A 20,542-nucleotide genomic window follows, 5' to 3' on the forward strand; every position below is an offset into this window, starting at 1 on the left:
AACGCGTTCAAATATGGTCTTGAGCAGTGACGAGATCGAGGAGCGTGCGCAGGGCCCGGCTCGGCGGCTTGGCGCTCGCGGAGACGAGGTTCAGCGGCCAGTCCAGGCCCGCACCGGCCAGCGGCAGCGAGACGACGTCCTCCTCGTCGGATTCGGGCAGCTCCGGGATGACCGCGATCCCCAGGCCGGCCCGGACGTAGCCGGGCACGGTCCGCAGGTCGGCGACCTCGACCGTGACGCGCCGGGGCGAGCCCAGCGCGTCGTAGGCGCGGTCGACGAGGACCCGGTTGCCGAAGCCGCGGGGCATGTCCACGAAGGACTCCCGCGCGAGGCTCTCGAGCCGGATCTCCCGCTCGCGCGCCAGCGGATGGCCGTGCGGCAGCAGCGCGACGAACGGCCGGGATTCGAGCGCTCGGACGTCCAGCCCGGGCAGGTCGACGCCGGGCAGCCCGACCAGTGCGGCGTCGAGCCGGCCCTGGCGGACGTCCTCGGCCAGGCCGGTCGACCCGGTGATCGACACCGTGACCTGGATGTCCACCAGCGGGTAGCGGCGGTGGAACGCGCCGAGCAGGGCCGGCAGGTCGACGCTGCCGATCGCCGTCAGCGTGCCGATCCGGAGGCTGCCGCGCAGGCCCGCCGACGCCTCCTGGACCGTCGCGCGGGCCCGCTCCACCGCTTCGATCGCGGCCTTCGCCTCGGGCAGGAACACGACGCCGGCCGCCGACAGCGCGACCTTGCGGGTGGACCGGTCGAACAGCCGGGCGCCGAGCTCGGTCTCCAGGGCCCGCACCGCGGCCGACACGGTGGACTGCACCGCGTACAGGCGCTGGGCGGCCCGGGTGAAGCTGAGCTCCTCGGCGACGGCGACGAAGTACTCCAGCTGACGCGTCTCCATACGAGCCAACTTATCGCTCGAAGCGATAACTGGCACCACGACTCTTCGTTGGACTTGTTGAGTCAGCAGGGTCATGGTGGGAAGCGGAAGATCCGTAGACCAGGAGGTCAGCATGTCCGCCACCATCACCCCGGCCCGGCCCGCCGCGCGCCTGCGGGTGAGCCACGGCCTGGGGTTCCGCATCATCGCCGTCGCCTTCGCGACCGCGCTCGCGTTCTCGACCGTCCCGACCCCGCTGTACGCGCTCTACCAGCAGCGGGATGGCTTCCCCACCTTCGTCGTCACTGTTGTCTTCGCCGCCTACGCGGTCGGGGTGATGCTGAGCCTCTACCTGGCCGGGCACGTCAGCGACTGGCTGGGCCGCCGCCGCGTCATCCTCGCCGGGCTGCTGGCCGAAGCCGTCGCCGCGGCCCTGTTCCTGCTCTGGCCGGACGTGCCGGGCCTGATCGTCGCCCGGCTGATCAGCGGCGCCGGGATCGGCGCGCTCACCGCGACCGCCACCGCGCACCTGTCCGAGCTGCGCGCCCAGGCGAACCCGGACGCCGACCCCGGCCGCTCCGGCCTGATCACGACCGTGGTGAACGCCGGCGGCCTCGCCATCGGCCCGCTCGTCGGCGGCTTCTTCGCCCGGTTCGCCGACCAGCCGCTGCGCACGCCGTTCACCGTCTTCCTGGTGGTGCTGCTCGTCGAGGCACTCGCGGTGAGCCTGGTGCCGGAAACCGTGGAACGCCGGGAAGAGCGGCCCGCCTACCGGCCGCAACGGCTCTCCCTGCCGCCGGCCGCCCGGTCCGAGTTCACCGGCGCCGCGATCGGCGTGTTCGGCGCGTTCGCCATCAGCGGCCTGTTCATGGCGCTCGCCCCCGCGCTGCTGGCGCAGGAACTGCACCAGACGTCGCGGCTGCTCGCCGGGATCGCGCCCTTCGTGATGCTCGGCAGCGCCGCGCTCGTCCAGATCGTGTTCGCCCGCGTCGGCACGCGGCCGCAGCTGCGGTCCGGGTACGTGCTGATGGGCGTCGGCCTGGTGCTGCTGGCGGTGTCGGCGTTCACCGCGTCGCTCCCGCTGTTCTTCGTCGCGGCCGTGCTCGGCGGGTCCGGGTTCGGCCTGGGCTTCCGGGCGGGCGTCGGTACCGTTGCCGCGCTCGCCGACCCGCTCACCCGCGGCGAAGTCCTGGCCGCGCTGTTCCTCGCCGCCTACGCGGGCCTGGTGCTGCCGGTGCTGACGACCGGGCTGGCGATGCTCTGGCTGCCCGGCTCGGTCGTGCTGGCCGGGTTCGCGGTGCTGGAGCTGGGATTGATCGGCTGGTCCGCGCGGCGCACGCTCGCCTGAGGCGGGCCTAGAGTCGGGGGACGCCAGCCGCGTCAGGAGCCGCCGATGACCACCCCGCCGATCGTCACGGGAGCCGACGGCTCGGCGGAGTCGCTCGACGCCGTCCGGTGGGCGGCGCGGGCGGCCCGGCTGCACGGCAAGCCCTTGGAAATCCGGCACGCGCTCGACTTCCCGGCCCTGCTCGCCGGCGGCGAGGTGCCGCCGCCCGAGGAGATGCTGGACGCCCTGCGCGCCCGCGGCCGCCGCGCCCTGCGGACCGCGCGAGAGCTCGCGGCCGCGCAGGGCGTGCCGGACGCGGTCACCCGGCTCGACCCCGACCGCGCCGCGCAGACCCTGATCGAGGTGTCGTGGACCGCCGCGCTGCTGGTGGTCGGCGCGTCCGGGCGCGGCCGGTGCGGCCGGGCCGCTCGCCGGGTCGGTCGCCGCGGCGGTCGGCACCCACGGGCACTGCGACACGGTGGTGGTCCGCGGCGACCGCTGGGACGAGCCGGGCACCGGCGGCCCGGTCGTCACGGGCATCGACGGCGGCGACGCCGGGACAGCTGTCCTCGCGACGGCGCTGGCCGAGGCCCGGGCCCGGCAGGTCCCGCTGGTGGTGCTGCACGCGTGGGCCGACGAGCCACCCGCGGAGCCGGCCCCCGAGGCCGTCGTCGAAGCCGGCCGCCGGCTGCTGGCGGAGCAGGTCCGGCCCGGCGACGTCGAGGATGTCCGGGTGGAGCGGGTGGTGGTCCCGGCGCACCCGCGGCGCGAGCTGGTCGAACGCAGCAGGTCGGCCCAGCTGATCGTGCTGGGCGACCGCGGCCGCGGCGGCTTCCCGGGGCTGCTGCTGGGCTCGACGGCCCAGGCGCTGCTGCACCACGCGGGCTGCCCGGTCCGCGTGGTCCGCACGGCGCGACCGCCGGTCCGGCCGTAGCTTGGGCAGGTGATCGCTCCTCTCGCCGACCTGGCCGACGTCGTCCTCGACCGAACGGCGGCCGGCTACACCCGGTTCGGCTACCTGCTGCGCCGGCCGCACTGGCGGCCCGGCGACCCCGCACCCGGTGCACTGCAAGGGAAAGTGGCCCTGGTGACCGGCGCGGGTTCCGGGCTGGGCCAGGCGTGCGCGACCGAGCTGGCCCGGCTCGGCGCGGCCGTGGTCATGCTCGTGCGCGACCTCGACCGCGGCGCCCCCGCGCGCGACGACGTCCTCGCCCGGGTCCCCGGCGCCGACGTCCGGCTCGCGCACTGCGACCTGTCGAGCCTGGCCTCCGTCCGCGCCTGCGCCGCCGAGCACCCGCGTGTCGACGTCCTGATCCACAACGCGGGCACGCTCCCGCGCGAACGCTCGGAAACCGAGGACGGGCACGAACTCACCCTCGCCACCCACGTCCTCGGCCCGCTGCTGCTCACCGAGCTGCTGCGACCGGCGCTGCGGGACGGCCGGGTGATCTTCATGTCGTCGGGCGGGATGTACACCCAGCCGCTCGCCGCGGACGACCCCGAGTACCGGACGGGCACCTACCGCGGCGCGGTCGCCTACGCCCGCACGAAACGGATGCAGGTCGAGCTGACGCCGGTGCTGGCGCAGCGCTGGGGCTTGGCCGTGCACAGCTGTCACCCGGGCTGGGCCGACACCCCCGGCCTGACCGGGTCGCTCCCGCTGTTCCGGCGCGTCACGCGGCCGTTCCTGCGCACGGCCGCGCAGGGCGCCGACACCGCCGTCTGGCTCGCCGCGACCGAGCCGGCCCCGGACGCGGGCCGCTTCTGGCACGACCGCCGCCCGCGTCCGGAGCACCTTTTCCCCCACACCCGCCCCGACGACGCACGAGTGCGGAAGCTGCTGGCCTACTGCCTCGAAGCCACCGGCCTCGACGGGTAGCCGCCGAAGCCGGTGGCCGCGCTCAGCAGCTGGAGTGCTGGATCGTCTTGAAGACGTCGACCGCGCTGAACAACGCGGCGTCGTACTTGAAGTGCGCGGTCCAGTTGTAGCGCGGCGGCGGGTTGCCGTCGTTCATCCGCGGGCTGTCGAACGTGCCCGCGGAGAACAGCTTCGTCCCGGCCGTCGTCTTGAAGTCGAAGCTGGAGTGCCAGATGTCCCCGCTGTGGGTCTGGAACGTCAGCGTGGTCGCGCTCCAGTCGCCGGTGCCGTCCGAGCGCAGGACGATGGTGCCGTTGTCCTGCTCGCAGTCGCCCGCGTGCAGCTGGCCCCAGGTCGCGCTCTTCACGTCGAGCACGGCGGCGGTGCCCGCGGGCGCCGCCTGCGCCGCCGGCGCGGCGGCCAGCAGGGCCGCCCCCGCGGCGGCCGTCGCCAGAACCGTGCTCAGACCTCGGATCGTGTGCCTCATCGAATTCCCTCCTGTGTGGTGATTCCCGCTGCTGGGCGGGACGTGGCCGAGCTTCACAGCGCCCATCGACAGTTCATCGACAATCCGCCGACAATCCGCCGACAGCCCGTCGACCACGACCTGGCGCCTGCGACGTATCCCGCGCGCCGCGTCCTGCTCCTGTAGACCAAGCGCGGACGCGTCCGTGCTTGGAGGGGCGGGAATGAGCACGCGTGGGGTGGAACTCGGGGTCCTGGGGCCGTTCGAGGCCGGGATCGGCGGCGAACCGGTGGACGTGGGCGGGCCGCGGCTGCGCACGCTGCTGGCCGTGCTGGCCGCGGACGCCGGCCGGGTCGTCAGCGTCGGTGCGCTCGGGCGGGCACTGTGGGGTGACCGGCCGCCCGATCAGGTCGACCGGACCGTGCGGACCTACCTTTCGCGGCTGCGCAGGACATTTGCGCCGCCGCTGCTCCTGACGAGGCCGCCGGGGTACGTGCTGCACGTGGCCCCGCAGGCCATCGACGCGGTGCGCTTCGAGCAGCTCGCCGGGGAGGGCCGGCGGGCGCTCGCCGCGGGCGACTACGGCACCGCCCGCACGCAGCTGACCACCGCGCTGGACCTGTGGCGCGGAGCCGCGTACGGCGAGTTCGACGGCGTCGAAGTGCTGGCCGCCGAAGGGGTGCGGCTGGAGCGGGTGCGGCACAACACCGTGCAGGACCGGATCGACGCCGACCTGGCCGCGGGCGAGGACACCGGGCTGATCGGCGAGCTCGAGGTGCTGACCGCCGCGTTCCCCGGCCACGAACGGCTCTGGGGGCAGCTGATGACCGCCCTCTACCGCGCCGGGCGCCAGGGCGACGCCCTGGAGGTGTTCCGCCGCGCCCGCCACGACCTGGTCAGCGCGTCCGGCCTGGAGCCGTCACCCGTCCTCACCGAGGTGCACCGGCGCGTCCTCGCCCACGACCCGGGCCTGCTCGCGGTGCGGCCGCGGGAGGTGATCACCGTCCCGGACGCCGGCTCGCTCGGCACCGGGGAGCACGCGCTGCTCGAAGAAGGCGACCTGCGGACGAGCCGGACGCACTTCGAGGACGCCTACCGCCGGGCCGAGCTCGACGGCGACGTCGACGCGCTCGGGCGCGCCGTGCTCGGGCTGGGCGGGGTGTGGGTGCACGAGCACCGGACGTCGGCCGCGTCGACGACGCTGCTGACCCGGCTGCGGCAGGTGCTCGACCGCGTCGACCCGGCGTCGCGGCTGGGTCTGCGGCTGCGGATCCGGCTGGCCGGCGAACAGGACTACGAGGACGGCGCGCACGAGCGGATCCTCGCCCTCGCCGCGGAAACCCGGGCGGGTGGCGATCCCGTCGCGCACGCCGAGGCGCTGAGCCTGGCCCACCACTGCCTGCTCGGCCCGGACCACGTCGCGCTGCGCCAGGCGCTCGCCACCGAGCTGATCGGCGTCAGCGGGCCTTCCGGGCGGCGCACCGACCTGGTCATGGGCGTGGTCTGGGACACCGTCGACCGGTTCCTGGCCGCGGACCCGCACGCCGAACGGCGGCTCGGCGAGCTCGAAGACCTCCTGGCCGCGCGGAAGCACCTGGCGGCCGGGTTCGTGGCCGCGTCGCTGAAGGTCATGCTGGCGATCCGGGCCGGCCGGTTCGCCGAGGCCGAAGCCGGCGCGCAGGCCTGCGCCGAGCTCGGGCAGGTGGCCGGCGACCCCGACGCGCTCGGCTGGTACGGCGCGCAGCTGGTGGCGATCCGCTGGTTCCAGGGCCGGCTGGCGGAGCTGGTGCCGGTGCTGGACCGGCTGATGCACTCCCCCACGCTCAGCCCGATCGACAACTCGTACTACGCGGCGCTGGCCGTGGCCGCCGCGTACGGGGGCGACCGCCGGACGGCGGTGGGCGCGCTGGCGCGGCTGTCCGGCGACGACCTGGGCGCGCTGCCCCGCTCCAGCACCTGGCTGCTCTCCCTCTGCGGCGTGGCGGAAACGGCGTACCTGGTGGACGACGCCGAGACGGCGGCGCGGGTCTACGACCTGCTCCGCCCGTTCGGCCACCTGCCGGTGATGGCGAGCCTCGCCGTCGCGTGCTTCGGGTCGGCCCACTCCCCGCTGGGCACCGCGGCGCTGGCCATGGGGGACGCCGACCTGGCCGTGACGCACCTGCGGGCCGCGGTCCGGCACAACCTCGCGCTGGCCCACTGGCCCGCGGTGGTGTTCTCCCGCCGCCGGCACGCGGAGGCCCTGACCCGCCGCGGCCGCCCGGGCGACGCCGCGGCCGCAGACCGAGAGCTGGCCGCGGCCGAGGAGGAGGCCCGGGCTTTAGACGAGCAGCTCACGTCGCCATGCCGGTGACCAGCGACGCGACCGCCAGCACCAGGTAGCCGCCCGGCGCACCGAGGGTGCTCAGGGCGTGGGCCCGGACGTGCGCCCCGATCGCGCCGACGAAGAACAGCACCAGGCCGATCGCCGCGGCCGTGCCCGCGGCCGGGAACCCGGCCAGGCCCGCGGCGAGCCCGGCCGCGCCGGCGAGCTTCAGGATCCCCAGTGCCGGCACCCAGCCGGCCGGGACGTCGACCGAGGCGGAACTGGCCAGCACGAAACGCGCGCGGAGCACGTCGGCGACGCCCATCCCGGCGTTCGCCGCGATGGTCACGAGGGTAATGACGAGATGAGTGGTGGTCATCGGCGGAGTCCTTGCCTGGGAAGCGGTTACGCCTCCTCGACGGCCGGGCCGCGCCGAAGGTGACTCACCGCTCGGCGGCCTGCGCGATCTCCCGGTCGCCGTTCACCCAGGGCCCCTCCAGCCGGAACCTCGAACTCAGCGCCGCGAGATCGAGCGCCCGCCGCACCACGCTCTAGGGCCGGACCACCAGCTCGATCCCCGCGTCGGCGCACCGGGTCCGCAGCCGGGAGAACGTCGCCATCCCCGTTACCCCGCAGAACCCCACGCCGGTCAGATCGGCGACCAGCCGGTGCGGCGCCTCGGCTACGGCCCGCTCCAGCTCGGCTTCGAGCATCGGCCGGGTGGACATGTCGACCTCACCCGTCACGGTGACGCGCAGGACCCGGGCGTGCGCCCGGAACTCGCCACGGCCAGCATCAGGCCCGTCGGGTCTGGGGCGGGTGTCTCGGTCAAGGTGGGGCTCCCTCCGGCTGCGGATGATCACCGCCTACCCGATCACCGGGGGTCCGAAACCTCGGACCGGGCCGTCACACCCGGCCAGGTCACCAGGTCCGAGCCGGTGACGACGTCGAGCAGGCCGTCGTGGACCTCGTACTCGCGCCCGGAGTACTCGACGGATCCGCCGGTACCGCCGTGGCGATCAGTCCGAAAAGGACAAGACCGGCCGTGAACCGCGTCATCGCTCCCCGGGTCGGTGTCCGGTGGCGCCGATTTCGTCGAGCAGGCCGCGGATCCCGACGGATTCGCCGGTGATCAGCGACCGGTTCGCGGCCAGCCCGGTGAGCAGGGCCCGCAGGCCGTCGTCGTGGTCGGCCGCGCAGCCGAGCGGGTCCGGGTCGGCGTCGCCGAGCAGTTCGGCGAGCATCCGTTCGTCGCCGCCGCCGTGGCCCTCCCCCAGCCGGACGTCGAGCACGACCTCGGGTGCCGCCCAGTGCCGTTGCACGGTCAGCCGCGCCCGGGCCGGGCGGTCCACCGCGCCCGGGTGGACGTTCTCCCGGACGTCGAGCTCGAGGCGGCCCTCGCTGCCGGCGAACGCGACGCGGTAGCCCTCGCGGGGCGAATAGGCGTGCAGGTGGTAATTCAGCACCACGCCGTTGCGGTGGCGGACGAGCACCGAGAGGTCGTCCTCGATCGTGACGCCCGGGGAGAACACGTTGCGGTCGCGCAGATAACCGTCTTCGGCCTCGGCGTCCCGGTACAGCGCGCGCAGCCGGGGCGAGCGCTCGAGGTCGAGGGCGAAGGGGTCGTCGCGCGCCGCCGGCTCGCCGGTGCCGCGGGCGTACCCGGTGGCGTGGCCGTGCCGGCGGCCGTTCTCCTCGCCGTAGAAGACGAGCCCGCCCAGCGCGAACACCGTCTCCGGGCCGCTGCCGAGCCACCAGTTGACCAGGTCGAAGTGATGGCCGGACTTGTGCACGAGCAGGCCGCCGGAGCGGTCCTTGTCGCGGTGCCAGCGACGGAAGTAGTCGGCGCCGTGCGCGGTGTCGAGCAGCCAGCTGAACTCGACCGACCCGACTTCCCCGATCGCGCCCGCGGCGAGCAGCTCGCGCACCCGGCGGTGCACCGGGTTGTAGCGGTAGTTGAAGGCGACCCGCACCGACCGCCCCGTCACCCGCCGCGCCGCCAGGATCAAGCGGGCGCCGTCGACGTCGGTCGTCATGGGCTTCTCGGTGACGACGTCGCAGCCCCCGCCGAGCGCGCCCGCGACGTAGTGGGCGTGCGTGTGGTCCGGCGTGCACACCACGACGACGTCCACCCGCTCCTTGACGAGCATCACGGCGAAGTCGTCCGGCCGGTAGCACGGCACGGACGTGCCGAGCCAGCCGTTGTGGACGCGCATCCGCGTCTCGTTGCGGTCGCAGAACGCGACCAGCTCCGCCCGGGGTGAGCTCGCCAGGGCCCGGGCGAACAGCTCGGCGCGCGAGCCGAGTCCGACGATCGCGTACCGCGTCATGCCGGGCACCCCCAGGGCGGGTCGAGTTCCGAGAACAGGGCGAGCCGGCCGGCCGCGTCGTCGACGGCGGCGTCGACACCCGGTACGACGAACCGGTCCCCGTCCCGCTCGGCGGGCAGCGGACGCGGTTCCGGGGCGCCGCGCACGGCTTCGACGAACGCGGTGAAGGCGCGGGTCACCGACAGCGGCGCGAGCAGCGGGACCTGGTCGCGGACGTGCCGGACGAGGTTGGTGAGCAGGTCCTCCGGCGGCCCCACCTCGATCGGCCGGTCGCCGAGGAGGACGAGATCGGTTTTGTAGTGCCAGCGGATCCGGCCCGCGGTCCCGTGGACGAGCACGTACGGGTCGTGGTCGGCCTCGGCGGCGAGCGTGGCCGCGACGACGACGTCCGGCGCGTTCTCGAAGGTGAGCCGGGCGCACGCGGTGTCGTCGCACTCGATGTCGCGCGCCCGGTACAGCTCGACGGTGATGCCCGCCGGGTCGACGCCGGCGGTGCCGTTCAGCAGCAGCGCCGAGGCGACGGCGTGGGCGAACGGGTTGGTCAGCGACCCGTCGCCGAGGTCGCGGCGGCCGGCCCACGCGGCCCGCTCGTAGTACTCGTCCCGCCGGATCCACGCCCCGGCCCCGCTGACGCCGGCGACGTCGCCGATCTCGCCGCGGGCGATCGCCGCGCGGATCACCGGGATCGCGGCGGACCCGAAGCTCTGGAACCCGGTCTGGACGGCCCGGCCCCGCCGCGCGAGTTCGTCGAAGGCGGCCAGATCGAGCACCGGCGGTTTCTCGACGAGGACGTCGCAGCCGGCGTCGAGGGCGAGGCGCGCGAGCAGCAGGTGCGTGCGGGGCGGCGTGGCCACCACCGCGATCCCGGCGCCGGTGCGGGAGAGCAGCTCGGCGGGGTCGTAGGTGACGATCGCGTCGTCCGGCAGCAGGTCGAGGGCTGCCGCCGGCGGGTCCCGGACGTCGCACGCGCCGGCGAGCACGATCTCGCCGCGGTCGTGCAGCTCCCGGGCCCGGCGCAGGTGGGTGCCGGCGTACCCGGCGGTGCCGAAGACGACCAGGCTGGGCGGGTGGTTCATCGACGCGCGCCGGTCGCCACCGCGGCCAGGCCCAGCGGGCCCGCCACCACGAGGGCCAGCACCGGCAGCATCCACAACAGCACGGCCGACAGCGCCACCGCCACCGCGACGAGCAGCGCTTTCCCCGGCGCCCCCACGGTCTCACGAGCGGCCGCCGGTACCGCCCGGCGCCAGGTCGGCTCGGAAGACGCGACCACCGCGCACGTCCGCACCGCGACCACCACTCCCGCCGCGGCGAGCACGAACAGCACCGGCCGGAGCACGCCCGCGCCCGGCATCGAGCGCGCCACTTCGAGGTCGAGGGCGGCCAGCACGACCGCGGCACCACAAGCCACCGCGAACGCCACCCCACCACGAGCGGTGCGGCGGAAGTCCGCCCAGAACGTCGTCCACAGTGGACGTACGATCCCGTGCCGGGCCCGGTCCAGGGCCCGGCAACCCGCGACGAACGCGGGCGGCGCGGTCAAGACCGGCACCGAAGCCAGCGCGACCAGCAACCCCACCAGCAGGCAGTCGGAGAACTCGCCCAACCCGGTGCGCCAGTCCACCCGCCGCACGGCCACTTTCGACACGAGGTCATCCCTTCAAACCGCTGGTGCTGACGCCTTCGACCAGCAGCCGCTGGAAGGCGAGGAAGAACAGCACGATCGGGACCAGCGCGAGCGCGGACATCGCGAACATCGCGCCGAAGTCGGACTGGCTGCTGGTGTCCACGAACAGCCGCAGGCCGAGCGGCACGGTGAACTTCTCCGTGTCGTTCAGGTACACCATCTGTGTGAAGAAGTCGTTCCACGTCCAGATGAACGTGAAGATCGACGTCGTGACCAGCGCCGGTTTCGACAACGGCAGCACGACGTGCCAGAACGTCCGGTAGACCGAGCAGCCGTCGATGGTCGCCGCCTCGTCCAGCTCACGCGGGATGCCGCGCATGAACTGGACGATGAGGAACACGAAGAACGCCTCGGTGGCCAGCAGCTTCGGCAGGATCAGCGGGACGAACGTGTTGACCAGCCCGGCTTGCTGGAAGATCACGTACTGCGGGATCAGGGTGACGTGGTAGGGCAGCATCAACGTCGTGATCATGAACGCGAACAGCGCGCCGCGGAAGCGGAACCGCAGCCGGGCGAAGGCGAACGCGGCCAGCGAGCACGAGACGACGTTGGCCACCACCGAAAGGCCGGCAACGAGGAACGAGTTGAGGAAGAACCGGCCGAAGCCGACGCCCGCGGCGCCTTCCCAGCCCTTCGAGTAGCCGTCGAAGACGTACCGGCTGGGCAGCAGCGCGAGCCGCGAGAGGATCTCGTCCGGCGGCTTGACCGACGCGAAGGCCAGCCACGCCAGCGGGTACAGCACCACCGCCACCCCGCACAGGCACAGCACGTGCCAGCCGATCGACCGCGCGGTGCGGGGCACCCGGAGCGCGGTCACGGGCGGTCCTCGTAGAACACCCAGAGCTTCGCGGTGCGGAACACGATCGCCGTCACGATCGCGATCACCACCAGCAGCACCCACGCCATCGCGGACGCGTACCCCATGCGGAAGTCCTGGAAGCCGACCTCGAACAGGTAGAGCGTGTAGAACAGGTCCGCGTCGGCGGGCCCGCCGCGGCCGCCGCCGATGACGAACGCCGGGGTGAACGCCTGGAACGCGTGGATGGCCTCCATCACGAGGTTGAAGAAGATCACCGGGGACAGCATCGGCAGCGTGATGTGCCGGAACCGGCGCAACGCGCCCGCGCCGTCGATGGCCGCCGCTTCGTGCAGCTCGGCCGGGACCTGCTTGAGGCCGGCCAGGAAGATCACCATCGGCGCGCCGAACTGCCACACCCCGAGCAGCACGATCGAGGCGAGGCTGAAGTTCGGGTCGTCGACCCAGCTCGGCGTGTGCCAGCCGAACCGGGCGAGGACGTCGTTCACCGGGCCGCCGCCGGTGAACAGCGCCCGCCAGACCAGCGCGGCCGCGACGCTCGCGCCGAGCAGCGACGGCGCGTAGAACGCGGCGCGGTAGAAGCCACCTCCGCCGCGGCGGGTGTTGAGCAGCAATGCCACCCCCAGCGAGACGGCGAGCTTGACCGGCACCGACACGAGGACGTAGATCAGCGTGACCTCGACCGAGCGCAGGTAGCGGTCGTCGTCGGTGAACATGTGCGTGAAGTTGCCGAAACCCACCCAGTGCGGCGTGGTGAACAGGTCGTAGTCGGTGAACGACAGGTAGAGCGAGACGACCATCGGGCCGACGGTCAGCGCCACCGCCCCGAGCAGCCACGGCATGAGGAACGCGAACGCCTCCGGCTGGTTCTCGCGGCGGTACCCGCGGCCCGGCGCCCGCGGCTCCACCGGCCGGGCCGGCGCCGGGGTGCGCAGCGACGTCATCGGCTACGCCAGGGTCTTGTCGGCTTCGGACATGAACCGGGTGACGGCGTCGTCGACGCCCAGCCGCCCGAACGCGATCTCCTCGTAGGTGCGCTGGAGGAGCTTCTGGATCGCGCCGGCGCCCTTCGGCGGGACCGGCGGCGCGGCCCCGAGCTTCGGTTCGAGCGCGGCTTCGTAGGCGTAGAGCGTCTTGTCGTCGCCGGTCGCGCCGGTCGCGAGCTGCGCGCGGATCTTCAGGTTGGGTGCGAGGCCGCGGTCCGTGCCGAGGATCTTGGCCGCGTCGGCGTCGTTGACGAAGAAGTCGACGAGCTTCGCGGCGGCCTCCTGCTGCTGGCTGCGCGCGGAGACCGACAGGAACATCGACGGCCGCCGGTACTGCCCGAGGTCGCCGTTCGCGCCGGTCGGGTACGGCGCCACGTTCAGGTTCTTGCCGTTCGCCTTGCGGTAGGCGGGCAGCAGGTTGTCGTAGGCGAACTCCGAGCTGGTCAGCTTCTTGCCGAGCGGCGACTGCTCGGGCGAAGTGTTGTAGGACGCCGTGACGTCGGCGGGCGACGCGGCCTTGGTGTCGCGGAAGCGGCTCGCGAGCTGCCAGTAGCCGCGGAGGTCGGCGGCGGTGAAGCCGAGCTTGCCGTCGGGGGTGTAGAACTGCTTGCCCTGCTGGCGCAGCCAGATCTCCAGCGGCGTGTCGAGGATCCCGAAGTCGGTCACGCCGCGCGCGGCGAACCCGCTGGCGGCGCCGACCTTCGCGGTCGCTTCGGCGTACTGGTCCCAGGTCAGGCCCTTCGCCGGGTCCGCGCCGGCCGCAGTGAAGGCGGCGGGGTCGTACAGCATCGCCGGGGTGTTCTGCGCCCACGGCACGGCGTACCGCTTGCCCTGGTAGACGCCGGTGGCGGCCAGCTCCGGGTTGACCTCGGCCAGCGAGACGGCCTTGCCCGCGCCCTGGTTCAGGTCGGCCAGCACACTGCGCCCGCCGTACTCGGCGAGGTAGCGGGTGTCGACGTTCATCACGTCCGGCGGCTTGCCCCCGGCCGTCTGCGTCGCCAGTTTCTCCCAGTACGCCGCGTACGCCGCGAACGACGTCTGCACCTTGATCGTGGGGTTCTTCTTCTGGAACAGCTCGACGGCCTGCTTGGTCAGGTTCGCCCGGCCGTCACTGCCCCACCAGGCGAAGGTGATGCTCACGTCACCGCCGCCACCCGAGTCCGACCCGCACGCAGCCGTTCCGGACAGCAGCAGGGCGATCGCGGCGACCGCCCCGAACCCGCGCACACGCGTCCGACGCATCGACATCTCCGTCCGGTCGGAATGATCTGCGAGCGCTCCCACGACACCGCGAGAAAGCGCTTACAGGAACTCGGCGGTCCACCGTAGGACGTGCGCGACAAAGGTGTCAATACGCGGATCGTGCCTTCGAAATCATCGAAGAATGGTTACTCCGAAAGCATTCACACGCCGGTTTCGCCGAAGACGTTCCGCCGGATGAACGGCGTCCGGAACACGCCGCCGGGATCGAGAGTTCCCGCCAGGGAACGGAAATCGGCCAGCCGCGGGTACACGGTGTCCAGCTCGCCGCCGTAGAAGAGCTTGCCCCAGTGCGGCCGGGCGCCGAACGGGGCGAGGCGTTCCTCGATCAGCGGCAGCAGCGTTTCGACCTCGGGCTGCCGCGGCTGCCACGTGAAGTGCAGCGCGACGCGATCGCCGCCGTGGGCCGGGCTCAGCCACAGGTCGTCGCCCGCGACCGTGCGGATCTCGGACACCAGCAGCACCGGCGCCAGCCGGTCGCCGATCCCGCGCACGGCCTCCATCGCGGCCGCCGCGTCCCGGTAGGGCACGAAGTACTCCGTCTGCAGCTCGTCCCCGACGCTCGGGGTGAACTCGAGGGCGAAGTGCGGGAGCCGCTGGTGCCACGGCCCGGGCACACCCAGCTGCGGGGTGACGTTGCCGGCCGGGACGCCGGCCGCGTGCGCCGGGTGCCGCGGGGCGCCGGCCGGGAGGGCGCCGAACAGCCCGGCGCGCTCGGTGAAGGCGTCCACCCGGCTCTTGACCCAGGCCAGGTCGACGACGTCGTTCACCCAGTTCGTGAACAGGCTGACGCTGTACCCGGCGTCCTCGATCTCGTCGAAGTGCTCGTAGGCGGCCTCCCACGGCAGGCCTTCGAAGACGTCCTGCCGGACGTCGAACGCGGGCACGATGTCGAGGGTGAGCCGGGTGACGACGCCGAGCGCGCCGAGGCTCACGACGAGCCCGGGAAACACGTCCGGGTCGGCGGCCCGCGAGAACGTGCGGACCTCGCCGCCCGCGGTGACCAGCTCCAGCGCCGAGACGGCCGCGGCGAGCCCTTGGCGACGCCGGCCGGAGCCGTGGGTGCCGGTCGCGACGCTGCCCGCGACCGTGATGTGCGGCAGCGAGGCGAGGTTGGCCAGCGCGAACCCGGCGTCGTGCAGCTGCTGCGCGAAGTCGCCGTACCGCGCCGAGCCGCCGACGGTCACCGTGGCGGCGCCGGCGTCGATCTCCACCGGGCTCTCGAGCTCGCTCAGGTCGAGGAGCACCCCGCCGGGCGCGTCGGCGATGTCGTTGAAGCAGTGCCGGCTGCCGAGCGCCTTGACGCTCGTCGCGGCCGCGACCGCCTCGCGCACTTCGTCGCGCGTGTGCGGCGTCACCACGGTTTCGGCGGCGTACTGATGGTTGCCGGCCCAGTTCGACTCGCCCATGCGTCCGACCCTACTCAAGCCCCGCTCACCCGGCCGACGCGTACCGCCAGAAGTCCCGCATCCACCGCGGCGGGACCGGGTTGTCCTCGCCGACCTGGGTGAGCAGCACGCTGACCGTGCCGGTGGCCGGGACGACGTAGGCGGTGGTGCCGGTGCCGCCGACCCAGCCGTAGCGGCCCGGGACGTTCCACGGGTCGAGGACGGCGACGTCGACCGCTCCGCCCATCCCCCAGCCCTGGCCCTCCAGGAAGAGCGCGCCGATCTCGCGGTGCGCCGCGGTGGTGTGGTCGGTGGTCATCAGCCGGACCGACTCGGGGGTCAGGACGGCCTTGCCGTCCGCCGCGGCGCCTTCGGCGAGCAGCATCCGGCCGAACGCCAGCCAGTCCCCCGCCGTCCCGGCCAGGCCGCCGGAGCCGAGCGGCAGCGCGGGCATCGTGCTCCACTGGCCGTCCGGCGCGTCGGCGAGCGCCAGGCCGTCCGGGCCGGCCTTGTAGAAGCTGGTGAACCGGTCGCGGCGGTCCGCGCCGACGACGAACCCGGTGTCGGCCATACCCAGCGGGCCGAGGATCCGCCCGTCGAGGAACTCCGGCAGCGACGACCCGGCCACGCGGGCGACGAGCACGCCCTGGATGGCCGAGCATGTGTCGTAGAGCCAGGACTCGCCGGGCTGGTACAGCAGCGGGACGTCGGCCAGCCGCGCGAGCCAGACGTCGGCCTCGGGGAAGTGCTGGACCTCCCGGCCGTCGAGCTGGACGGGGAACAGCGCCTGCACCGCCGGGAGCGAGAAGTCGGACGCGAACCCCCAGCCGGCCTGGCTGGTGAGCACGTCGAAGACGGTGATCGGCCGGTTCGCCGGCACGAGGTCGTCGACGGGACCCGCCGGGGTGCGCACGACCTTCGGGTCGGCCAGCTCGGGCAGCCACCGGCCGATCGGGTCGTCGAGGGCGAGCCGGCCGTCGTCGACCAGGGCCAGGACGGCGGCGGCGGTGACGGGCTTGGTGAGCGAGGCGAACCGGAACAGGCTGTCCTCGGACATCGGCTTGCTGCCCTCGACGTCGACCGAGCCGACGGCCGCGACCTCGACGTGGCCGGGCCGGGCCACGACGCCGACCGCGCCGGGCAGCGCGCCGTCGTCGACGTGCCGCTGCAGGATCTCGCGCAGGCTCATGGTGCTCCCCGGGTCGGCGGTCGCCCGAGGCTAGCCCAGCGGTCCGGGGAGCCCACCCGAGCGCCGGCGGGGGTCGTGAGTGGTAATGAGGGTTCTAACCCGCATTGCCACTCACGACCGGGCCGGGCTGCGCCGGTGCCGGGCCTGGTCCAGCAGGGCCAGGCCCGTCGTCTCGCCATGGCGGTTGCCGGACTCGCGGAAGACGCGCAGCGCGCGGTCGCACACCCCGCGCGCCTGCACCGGCTCGCCCACCGCGAGGAGCGTCTGGGCGATGCCGAGGAGCGCGTACGCGACGCAGCGTTCGTCGTCGAGGTCCTCGAAGACGCCCAGCGCGAGCCGCAGGCAGGCCAGCGACTCCGGCAGCCGTCCGGTGTCGCGGTGCAGGGTGCCGAACTCGGTGAGGACCCTGGCCTCGCGGTGCGCGTCGCCCATCTCGCGGGCCAGGTCGCGGGCGCGGCCCAGCCAGCCGGCCGCTTCGGTGAACTCGGCCAGCCGCACGTGGGCCGCGCCGATCGAGTTGCGCATCTGGGCCACGCCGCTGCGGTCGCCCGCCCGCTCGAGGCCGGCCAGCGCCCGGCCGTAGCAGTCCAGCGCGTCCCGCGGCCGGTCACGGATGCGCGCCACGGTGCCGAGCCCCGCCACCGCCAGCGCCTCGCCGCGGACGTCGCCGAGCTCGGCGAACAGGGCCGCGGACCGCTCCAGGTCCCTGACGGCGGCGGGGTATTCGTCGTTGTAGACGCCGATCTGGCCGAGCCCGCGGGCCAGCACCGCCTCGCCCGCCCGGTTGCCGGCGGCCCGCGCCGCGGCCTGGGCGGTCAGGTGGCTGCGCCGCCAGTCGTCGTAGGCGCCGCGCAGGTCGTAGAACGGGACGGCGGTCGCGGTCAGCTGCCACGCGAGCTCGTCCAGCCCGGCGTCGGCGGCGAGCTGGACCGCGGCGGCCAGCAGCTTGCGTTCGGCGGTGAACCAGGCCAGCGGGTCGGCCACCAGCCGGGCCGCGTCCGGGGGCAGCGGGCCGAGCGACGGCCCGGTCATCGCGCCGAACGCGGGTGGCAGCGCCGCAGCCGCGGTCTTCGCCAGCGCCAGCAGTCCACACAGGACGCGGGCGAGCGCGTCCCGGCGCACCGCGGCGGGCTCGGCGTCCAGCAGTTCCGCCGCGTAGCAGCGAAGCAGGTCGTGCAGCCGGTAGCGCGGCTGCCCGCTGGCGTCCAGCCCGGCCAGCGAGACGAGGTTGGCGTCGACGAGCACGTCGAGCACCTCGTGCGTGCCGCGGCGGTCCAAGAGCGCGTCGAACACCCAGCTCGGGAAGTCCTGCGCGCCCAGCACGGCCGTGCGGCAGAACGCCGTCCGCGCGGCCGGGTCGAGCTGGCGCAGGCTCAGCTCGAAGCTGGAGCGGACGCCGAGGTCGCCGACGCGCAGCTCGCTGAGCCGGCCCGCTTCGCCGGCCAGCCGGTCGTGCAGCGTCCGCAGGCTCCACGCCTGCCGCCCGGCCAGCCGCGCGCCGGCGATCCGGATGGCCAGCGGCAGGTACCCGCAGCAGGCCACGATCGCCGCGGCTTCGGCGGGTTCGCCGTCGATGCGGTCGACGCCGGCGACCCCGGCCAGCAGCCGCTGCGCCTCCCGCTCGCCGAACACGCTCAGCTCGACGTGCTTCGCGCCGGCCAGCTCCGGCAGCCGGCCGCGGGTCGTCACCAGCACGGCGCACCCGGCGTCGCCGGGCAGCAGCGGGCGGACCTGGGCGGCGGTGGCGGTGTCGTCGAGCACGAGCAGCACCCGGCGCCCGGCCAGCCGGGAGCGGAACACCGCGGCCCGCTGGCCGAGCCCGGCCGGGACGGCGGTGCCGGTGACGCCCAGGGCGTGCAGGAAGTCGGCGAGCACCTCGGCCGGGTCGCGCGGCGCGCCGGTGCCGGCGAGGTCGACGTAGAGCTGGCCGTCGGGGAACCGGTCCGCGATACGGTGGGCGACGTGCATGGCCAGCGCCGTCTTGCCGGTGCCGGGCGCGCCGGTCAGCACCACCGGCGCCGGACCCGCGCCCAGCGCGGCTTCCAGGTCGCGGACGTAGTCGTCGCGGCCGGTGAAGTCGGGCAGGTCCGCCGGGAGCTGGCGCAAGGGGGCAGAGCCGTCGGCGCCGGCCGCCACCACGGGCCGGCCGGCCAGGATCGCGGCCTGCAGGGCCCGCAGTTCCGGCCCCGGTTCGACACCGAGCTCGGTGACCAGCCGCTCCCGCGCCGTCGTGTACGCCCGCAGTGCGTCGGCGCGGCGGCCCACGCCCGTCAGCGCGAGCAGGTACTGCTGCCACAGGCGTTCCCGGTACGGGTGCTCGGCGAGCAGCACGGTCAGCTCGGCGATCGCCGGGTCGTAGCGGCCCAGCAGCACCTGCAGCGAAAGCCGTTCCTCGACGGCGGCGAAGCGGTTCTCGGTGAGCCGGCCGAGCTCGGCGTCCCAGGCGGGCGCGGTCGGCAGGTCGGACAGCGGATCGCCCCGCCACAACGCTTCCGCCTCGGCCAGCAGCGTCAGCGCGGTCTCCGGGGCGCCGTCCTTGGCCGCGCGGGCGGCGTCGGCGACGAGCCGGGCGAAGTCGTGCGCGTCGACGTCGCCGGGCTCGACGGCCAGCGAGTAGCCCGGGCCGTGGGTGCGCAGGGTGGTCTCCGGCAGCAGCCGGCGCAGCCGCCACACGTAGGTCTGCAGGTTGGCCGTGGCCGACGTCGGCGGGTCGCTCGGCCAGATTGTGTCGATGAGCCGGCCGGGCGGGACCAGCCGGTTCGCGTTGAGCAGCAGGTGGGCCAGCAGGGCCCGTTGCTTCGCCCCGCCGAGCGGCAGCGCGCGGCCGCCGACCGTCACGGTGAGCGGCCCGAGCAGGTGGAACCGCACTTCAGCGCCCATGTCGTACCCCATCACGACGACCGCCCCCACGACGGCGGACTTTAGCCAGGCGATGCGGGGCCGGTGGGCGAATCGCCGACATCGCGGGCACACCGCGCGGATGTCACTCGATTGCCGATCCCGGGCTGCGCCGTCCGGCCCACGACGAAAGTCGCGTATTTCCCTTACCGACCATCGTCGGGTTCCGAGATTCACTCACAACAGTGACGGTAGGTGCGTCCTTGACCGCCCGTCACCGCGAGGTCTCCGCCCGCGGATGGAGGTTGATCCCCAAGTGCGTATTGCGCGAACCGGCGTGCTCGTCTCCGGCATCCTGTTGTCGGCCCTGGCGACCGCCGCCCCGTCCCTGGCCGCCCAGCCGGCCATCATCGACGGCGGCAACGCCGACTCGCTCCACGCGGCGGCCCGGATGTTCGCGGGTGGCCAGGAGATCTGCTCCGCGGCGATCATCGCGCCGGACTGGATCCTGACCGCGCGCCACTGCACCCAGGGCGCGAACGGCCAGCAGATCAGCTTCCACGTCGGGGACCTGGACCAGACGAAGGGCACCACCGTCAACGCGACGTCAGTGCACGAGGCGCCGGACTCGGACATCGCGCTGGTGCAGATCGACCAGCAGGTGCAGACGGACTACGCGCCGCTCGGCTCCGAGGGCGACGTCTCTGTCGGCGACCAGGCCGAGGTCTACGGCTGGGGCGCGACCTGCACCGACAAGCCCGAGATCGAGTGCCAGTCGCAGCTGCTGAAGGTGGCGAAGGTCAGCGTCACCTCGATCGACTGCCCGGACGGCGCGGCCGGCGTCTCGGTCTGCGCGAACCGCGGCGACGGCATCACCGCGGGCGGCGACTCCGGCGGCCCGATGTACGCCGGTGGCAAGCAGGTCGGCGTCGCCTCGACCAGTGACCGCCAGTCGTACACCGCCTACATCAACATCACGAAGTACCGCGACTGGATCTCCGCGACCGCGGGCGTCTGAGCCACCACGCACAAGCGGCACCTCTCCGGAGAGGTGCCGCTTGTGCGTGGTTCGGCTGGCGAACACACCGGTACACGGGGAACTTCGGGCAAACCTGCTACACAACTCGTGTTCACCCGATGGTGTGGTGTTAACTATCCGGACAGCCAGACAGCGTTTTCCGGCCACGGATGCAGCGGCGCACGCGCGGGCCCGGTGC

The 20,542-nt window shown here is 73.8% G+C and carries 18 protein-coding genes and 1 pseudogene; 6 read left to right on the forward strand and 13 right to left on the reverse strand.

From position 1 onward, the window contains the following. Window positions 1–7: 7 nt before the first annotated feature. Window positions 8–895: a LysR family transcriptional regulator gene (locus ACLJQZ_RS17580; protein ID WP_410621056.1), complete on the reverse strand. Its 888-nt coding sequence runs from the start codon at window positions 893–895 to the stop codon at window positions 8–10. 112 nt (window positions 896–1,007) lie between these two features. Here ACLJQZ_RS17580 and ACLJQZ_RS17585 point away from each other — a divergent pair, with 112 nt between their 5' ends. The 4 genes and pseudogenes from ACLJQZ_RS17585 to ACLJQZ_RS17600 all read left to right on the forward strand — a co-directional run bounded on the left by ACLJQZ_RS17585 (window position 1,008) and on the right by ACLJQZ_RS17600 (window position 4,080). Continuing rightward, window positions 1,008–2,222: an MFS transporter gene (locus tag ACLJQZ_RS17585; protein WP_410621057.1), complete on the forward strand. Its 1,215-nt coding sequence runs from the start codon at window positions 1,008–1,010 to the stop codon at window positions 2,220–2,222. Window positions 2,223–2,267: 45 nt separating this feature from the next. Beyond that, window positions 2,268–2,564, forward strand: a pseudogene (locus ACLJQZ_RS17590) (universal stress protein); the annotation flags it as partial. A gap of 115 nt (window positions 2,565–2,679) precedes the next feature. Then, window positions 2,680–3,135 (forward strand): universal stress protein, encoded by a 456-nt coding sequence (locus tag ACLJQZ_RS17595; RefSeq protein WP_410621058.1) that lies wholly within the window; start codon window positions 2,680–2,682, stop codon window positions 3,133–3,135. 9 nt (window positions 3,136–3,144) lie between these two features. Then, window positions 3,145–4,080: an SDR family NAD(P)-dependent oxidoreductase gene (locus tag ACLJQZ_RS17600; protein ID WP_410621059.1), complete on the forward strand. Its 936-nt coding sequence runs from the start codon at window positions 3,145–3,147 to the stop codon at window positions 4,078–4,080. 22 nt (window positions 4,081–4,102) lie between these two features. Here ACLJQZ_RS17600 and ACLJQZ_RS17605 read toward each other — a convergent pair whose 3' ends face one another. Then, window positions 4,103–4,546, reverse strand: coding sequence for a DUF6294 family protein (locus ACLJQZ_RS17605; protein WP_326950312.1), 444 nt, complete (start codon window positions 4,544–4,546; stop codon window positions 4,103–4,105). Between the two features lie 202 nt (window positions 4,547–4,748). Between ACLJQZ_RS17605 and ACLJQZ_RS17610 the strand changes: the two genes are divergently transcribed. Further along, entirely contained in the window at window positions 4,749–6,878 is a 2,130-nt protein-coding gene (locus ACLJQZ_RS17610) for a BTAD domain-containing putative transcriptional regulator (RefSeq protein WP_410621060.1), read from the forward strand. Here ACLJQZ_RS17610 and ACLJQZ_RS17615 read toward each other — a convergent pair. The 11 genes from ACLJQZ_RS17615 to ACLJQZ_RS17665 form a co-directional block, all read right to left on the reverse strand. Beyond that, the gene (locus ACLJQZ_RS17615) at window positions 6,859–7,209 is read right to left on the reverse strand and encodes a DoxX family protein (RefSeq protein WP_410621061.1); all 351 of its coding nucleotides are present in this window, start codon (window positions 7,207–7,209) and stop codon (window positions 6,859–6,861) included. The two genes, ACLJQZ_RS17610 and ACLJQZ_RS17615, sit on opposite strands and share 20 nt — an antisense overlap. Before the next feature lie 172 nt (window positions 7,210–7,381). Then, complete coding sequence (locus tag ACLJQZ_RS17620; RefSeq protein ID WP_410621062.1) at window positions 7,382–7,558, reverse strand: STAS domain-containing protein; 177 nt, start codon at window positions 7,556–7,558, stop codon at window positions 7,382–7,384. A gap of 327 nt (window positions 7,559–7,885) precedes the next feature. Next, window positions 7,886–9,160, reverse strand: a complete 1,275-nt coding sequence (locus ACLJQZ_RS17625; RefSeq protein ID WP_410621063.1) for a Gfo/Idh/MocA family protein — start codon at window positions 9,158–9,160, stop codon at window positions 7,886–7,888. Further along, complete coding sequence (locus tag ACLJQZ_RS17630) at window positions 9,157–10,236, reverse strand: Gfo/Idh/MocA family protein (protein ID WP_410621064.1); 1,080 nt, start codon at window positions 10,234–10,236, stop codon at window positions 9,157–9,159. Before ACLJQZ_RS17630 ends, ACLJQZ_RS17625 begins: the two co-directional genes overlap by 4 nt. Next, on the reverse strand, window positions 10,233–10,808 hold the full coding sequence (locus ACLJQZ_RS17635) for a hypothetical protein (protein WP_410621065.1): 576 nt from the start codon (window positions 10,806–10,808) through the stop codon (window positions 10,233–10,235). The genes ACLJQZ_RS17630 and ACLJQZ_RS17635 overlap by 4 nt, the downstream gene beginning before the upstream one ends. Window positions 10,809–10,812: 4 nt before the next feature. Next, on the reverse strand, window positions 10,813–11,664 hold the full coding sequence (locus ACLJQZ_RS17640) for a carbohydrate ABC transporter permease (protein ID WP_410621066.1): 852 nt from the start codon (window positions 11,662–11,664) through the stop codon (window positions 10,813–10,815). Beyond that, window positions 11,661–12,608 (reverse strand): carbohydrate ABC transporter permease, encoded by a 948-nt coding sequence (locus ACLJQZ_RS17645; RefSeq protein ID WP_410621067.1) that lies wholly within the window; start codon window positions 12,606–12,608, stop codon window positions 11,661–11,663. Before ACLJQZ_RS17645 ends, ACLJQZ_RS17640 begins: the two co-directional genes overlap by 4 nt. 3 nt (window positions 12,609–12,611) lie before the next feature. Continuing rightward, entirely contained in the window at window positions 12,612–13,892 is a 1,281-nt protein-coding gene (locus ACLJQZ_RS17650) for an ABC transporter substrate-binding protein (RefSeq protein ID WP_410621068.1), read from the reverse strand. A gap of 161 nt (window positions 13,893–14,053) precedes the next feature. Beyond that, window positions 14,054–15,319, reverse strand: coding sequence for an FAD-binding protein (locus ACLJQZ_RS17655; RefSeq protein ID WP_410621069.1), 1,266 nt, complete (start codon window positions 15,317–15,319; stop codon window positions 14,054–14,056). 25 nt (window positions 15,320–15,344) lie between these two features. Beyond that, window positions 15,345–16,487, reverse strand: coding sequence for a serine hydrolase domain-containing protein (locus tag ACLJQZ_RS17660; RefSeq protein ID WP_410621070.1), 1,143 nt, complete (start codon window positions 16,485–16,487; stop codon window positions 15,345–15,347). 111 nt (window positions 16,488–16,598) lie between these two features. Further along, window positions 16,599–19,397, reverse strand: coding sequence for a BTAD domain-containing putative transcriptional regulator (locus tag ACLJQZ_RS17665; RefSeq protein ID WP_410621071.1), 2,799 nt, complete (start codon window positions 19,395–19,397; stop codon window positions 16,599–16,601). A 244-nt stretch (window positions 19,398–19,641) separates the two neighbouring features. Between ACLJQZ_RS17665 and ACLJQZ_RS17670 the strand changes: the two genes are divergently transcribed. Beyond that, window positions 19,642–20,343, forward strand: coding sequence for a S1 family peptidase (locus ACLJQZ_RS17670; protein WP_410621072.1), 702 nt, complete (start codon window positions 19,642–19,644; stop codon window positions 20,341–20,343). The last annotated feature ends 199 nt before the right edge of the window (window positions 20,344–20,542 follow it).

This window comes from Amycolatopsis sp. cmx-8-4, from assembly GCF_046548675.1.
In the GTDB taxonomy this organism is placed as follows: domain Bacteria; phylum Actinomycetota; class Actinomycetes; order Mycobacteriales; family Pseudonocardiaceae; genus Amycolatopsis.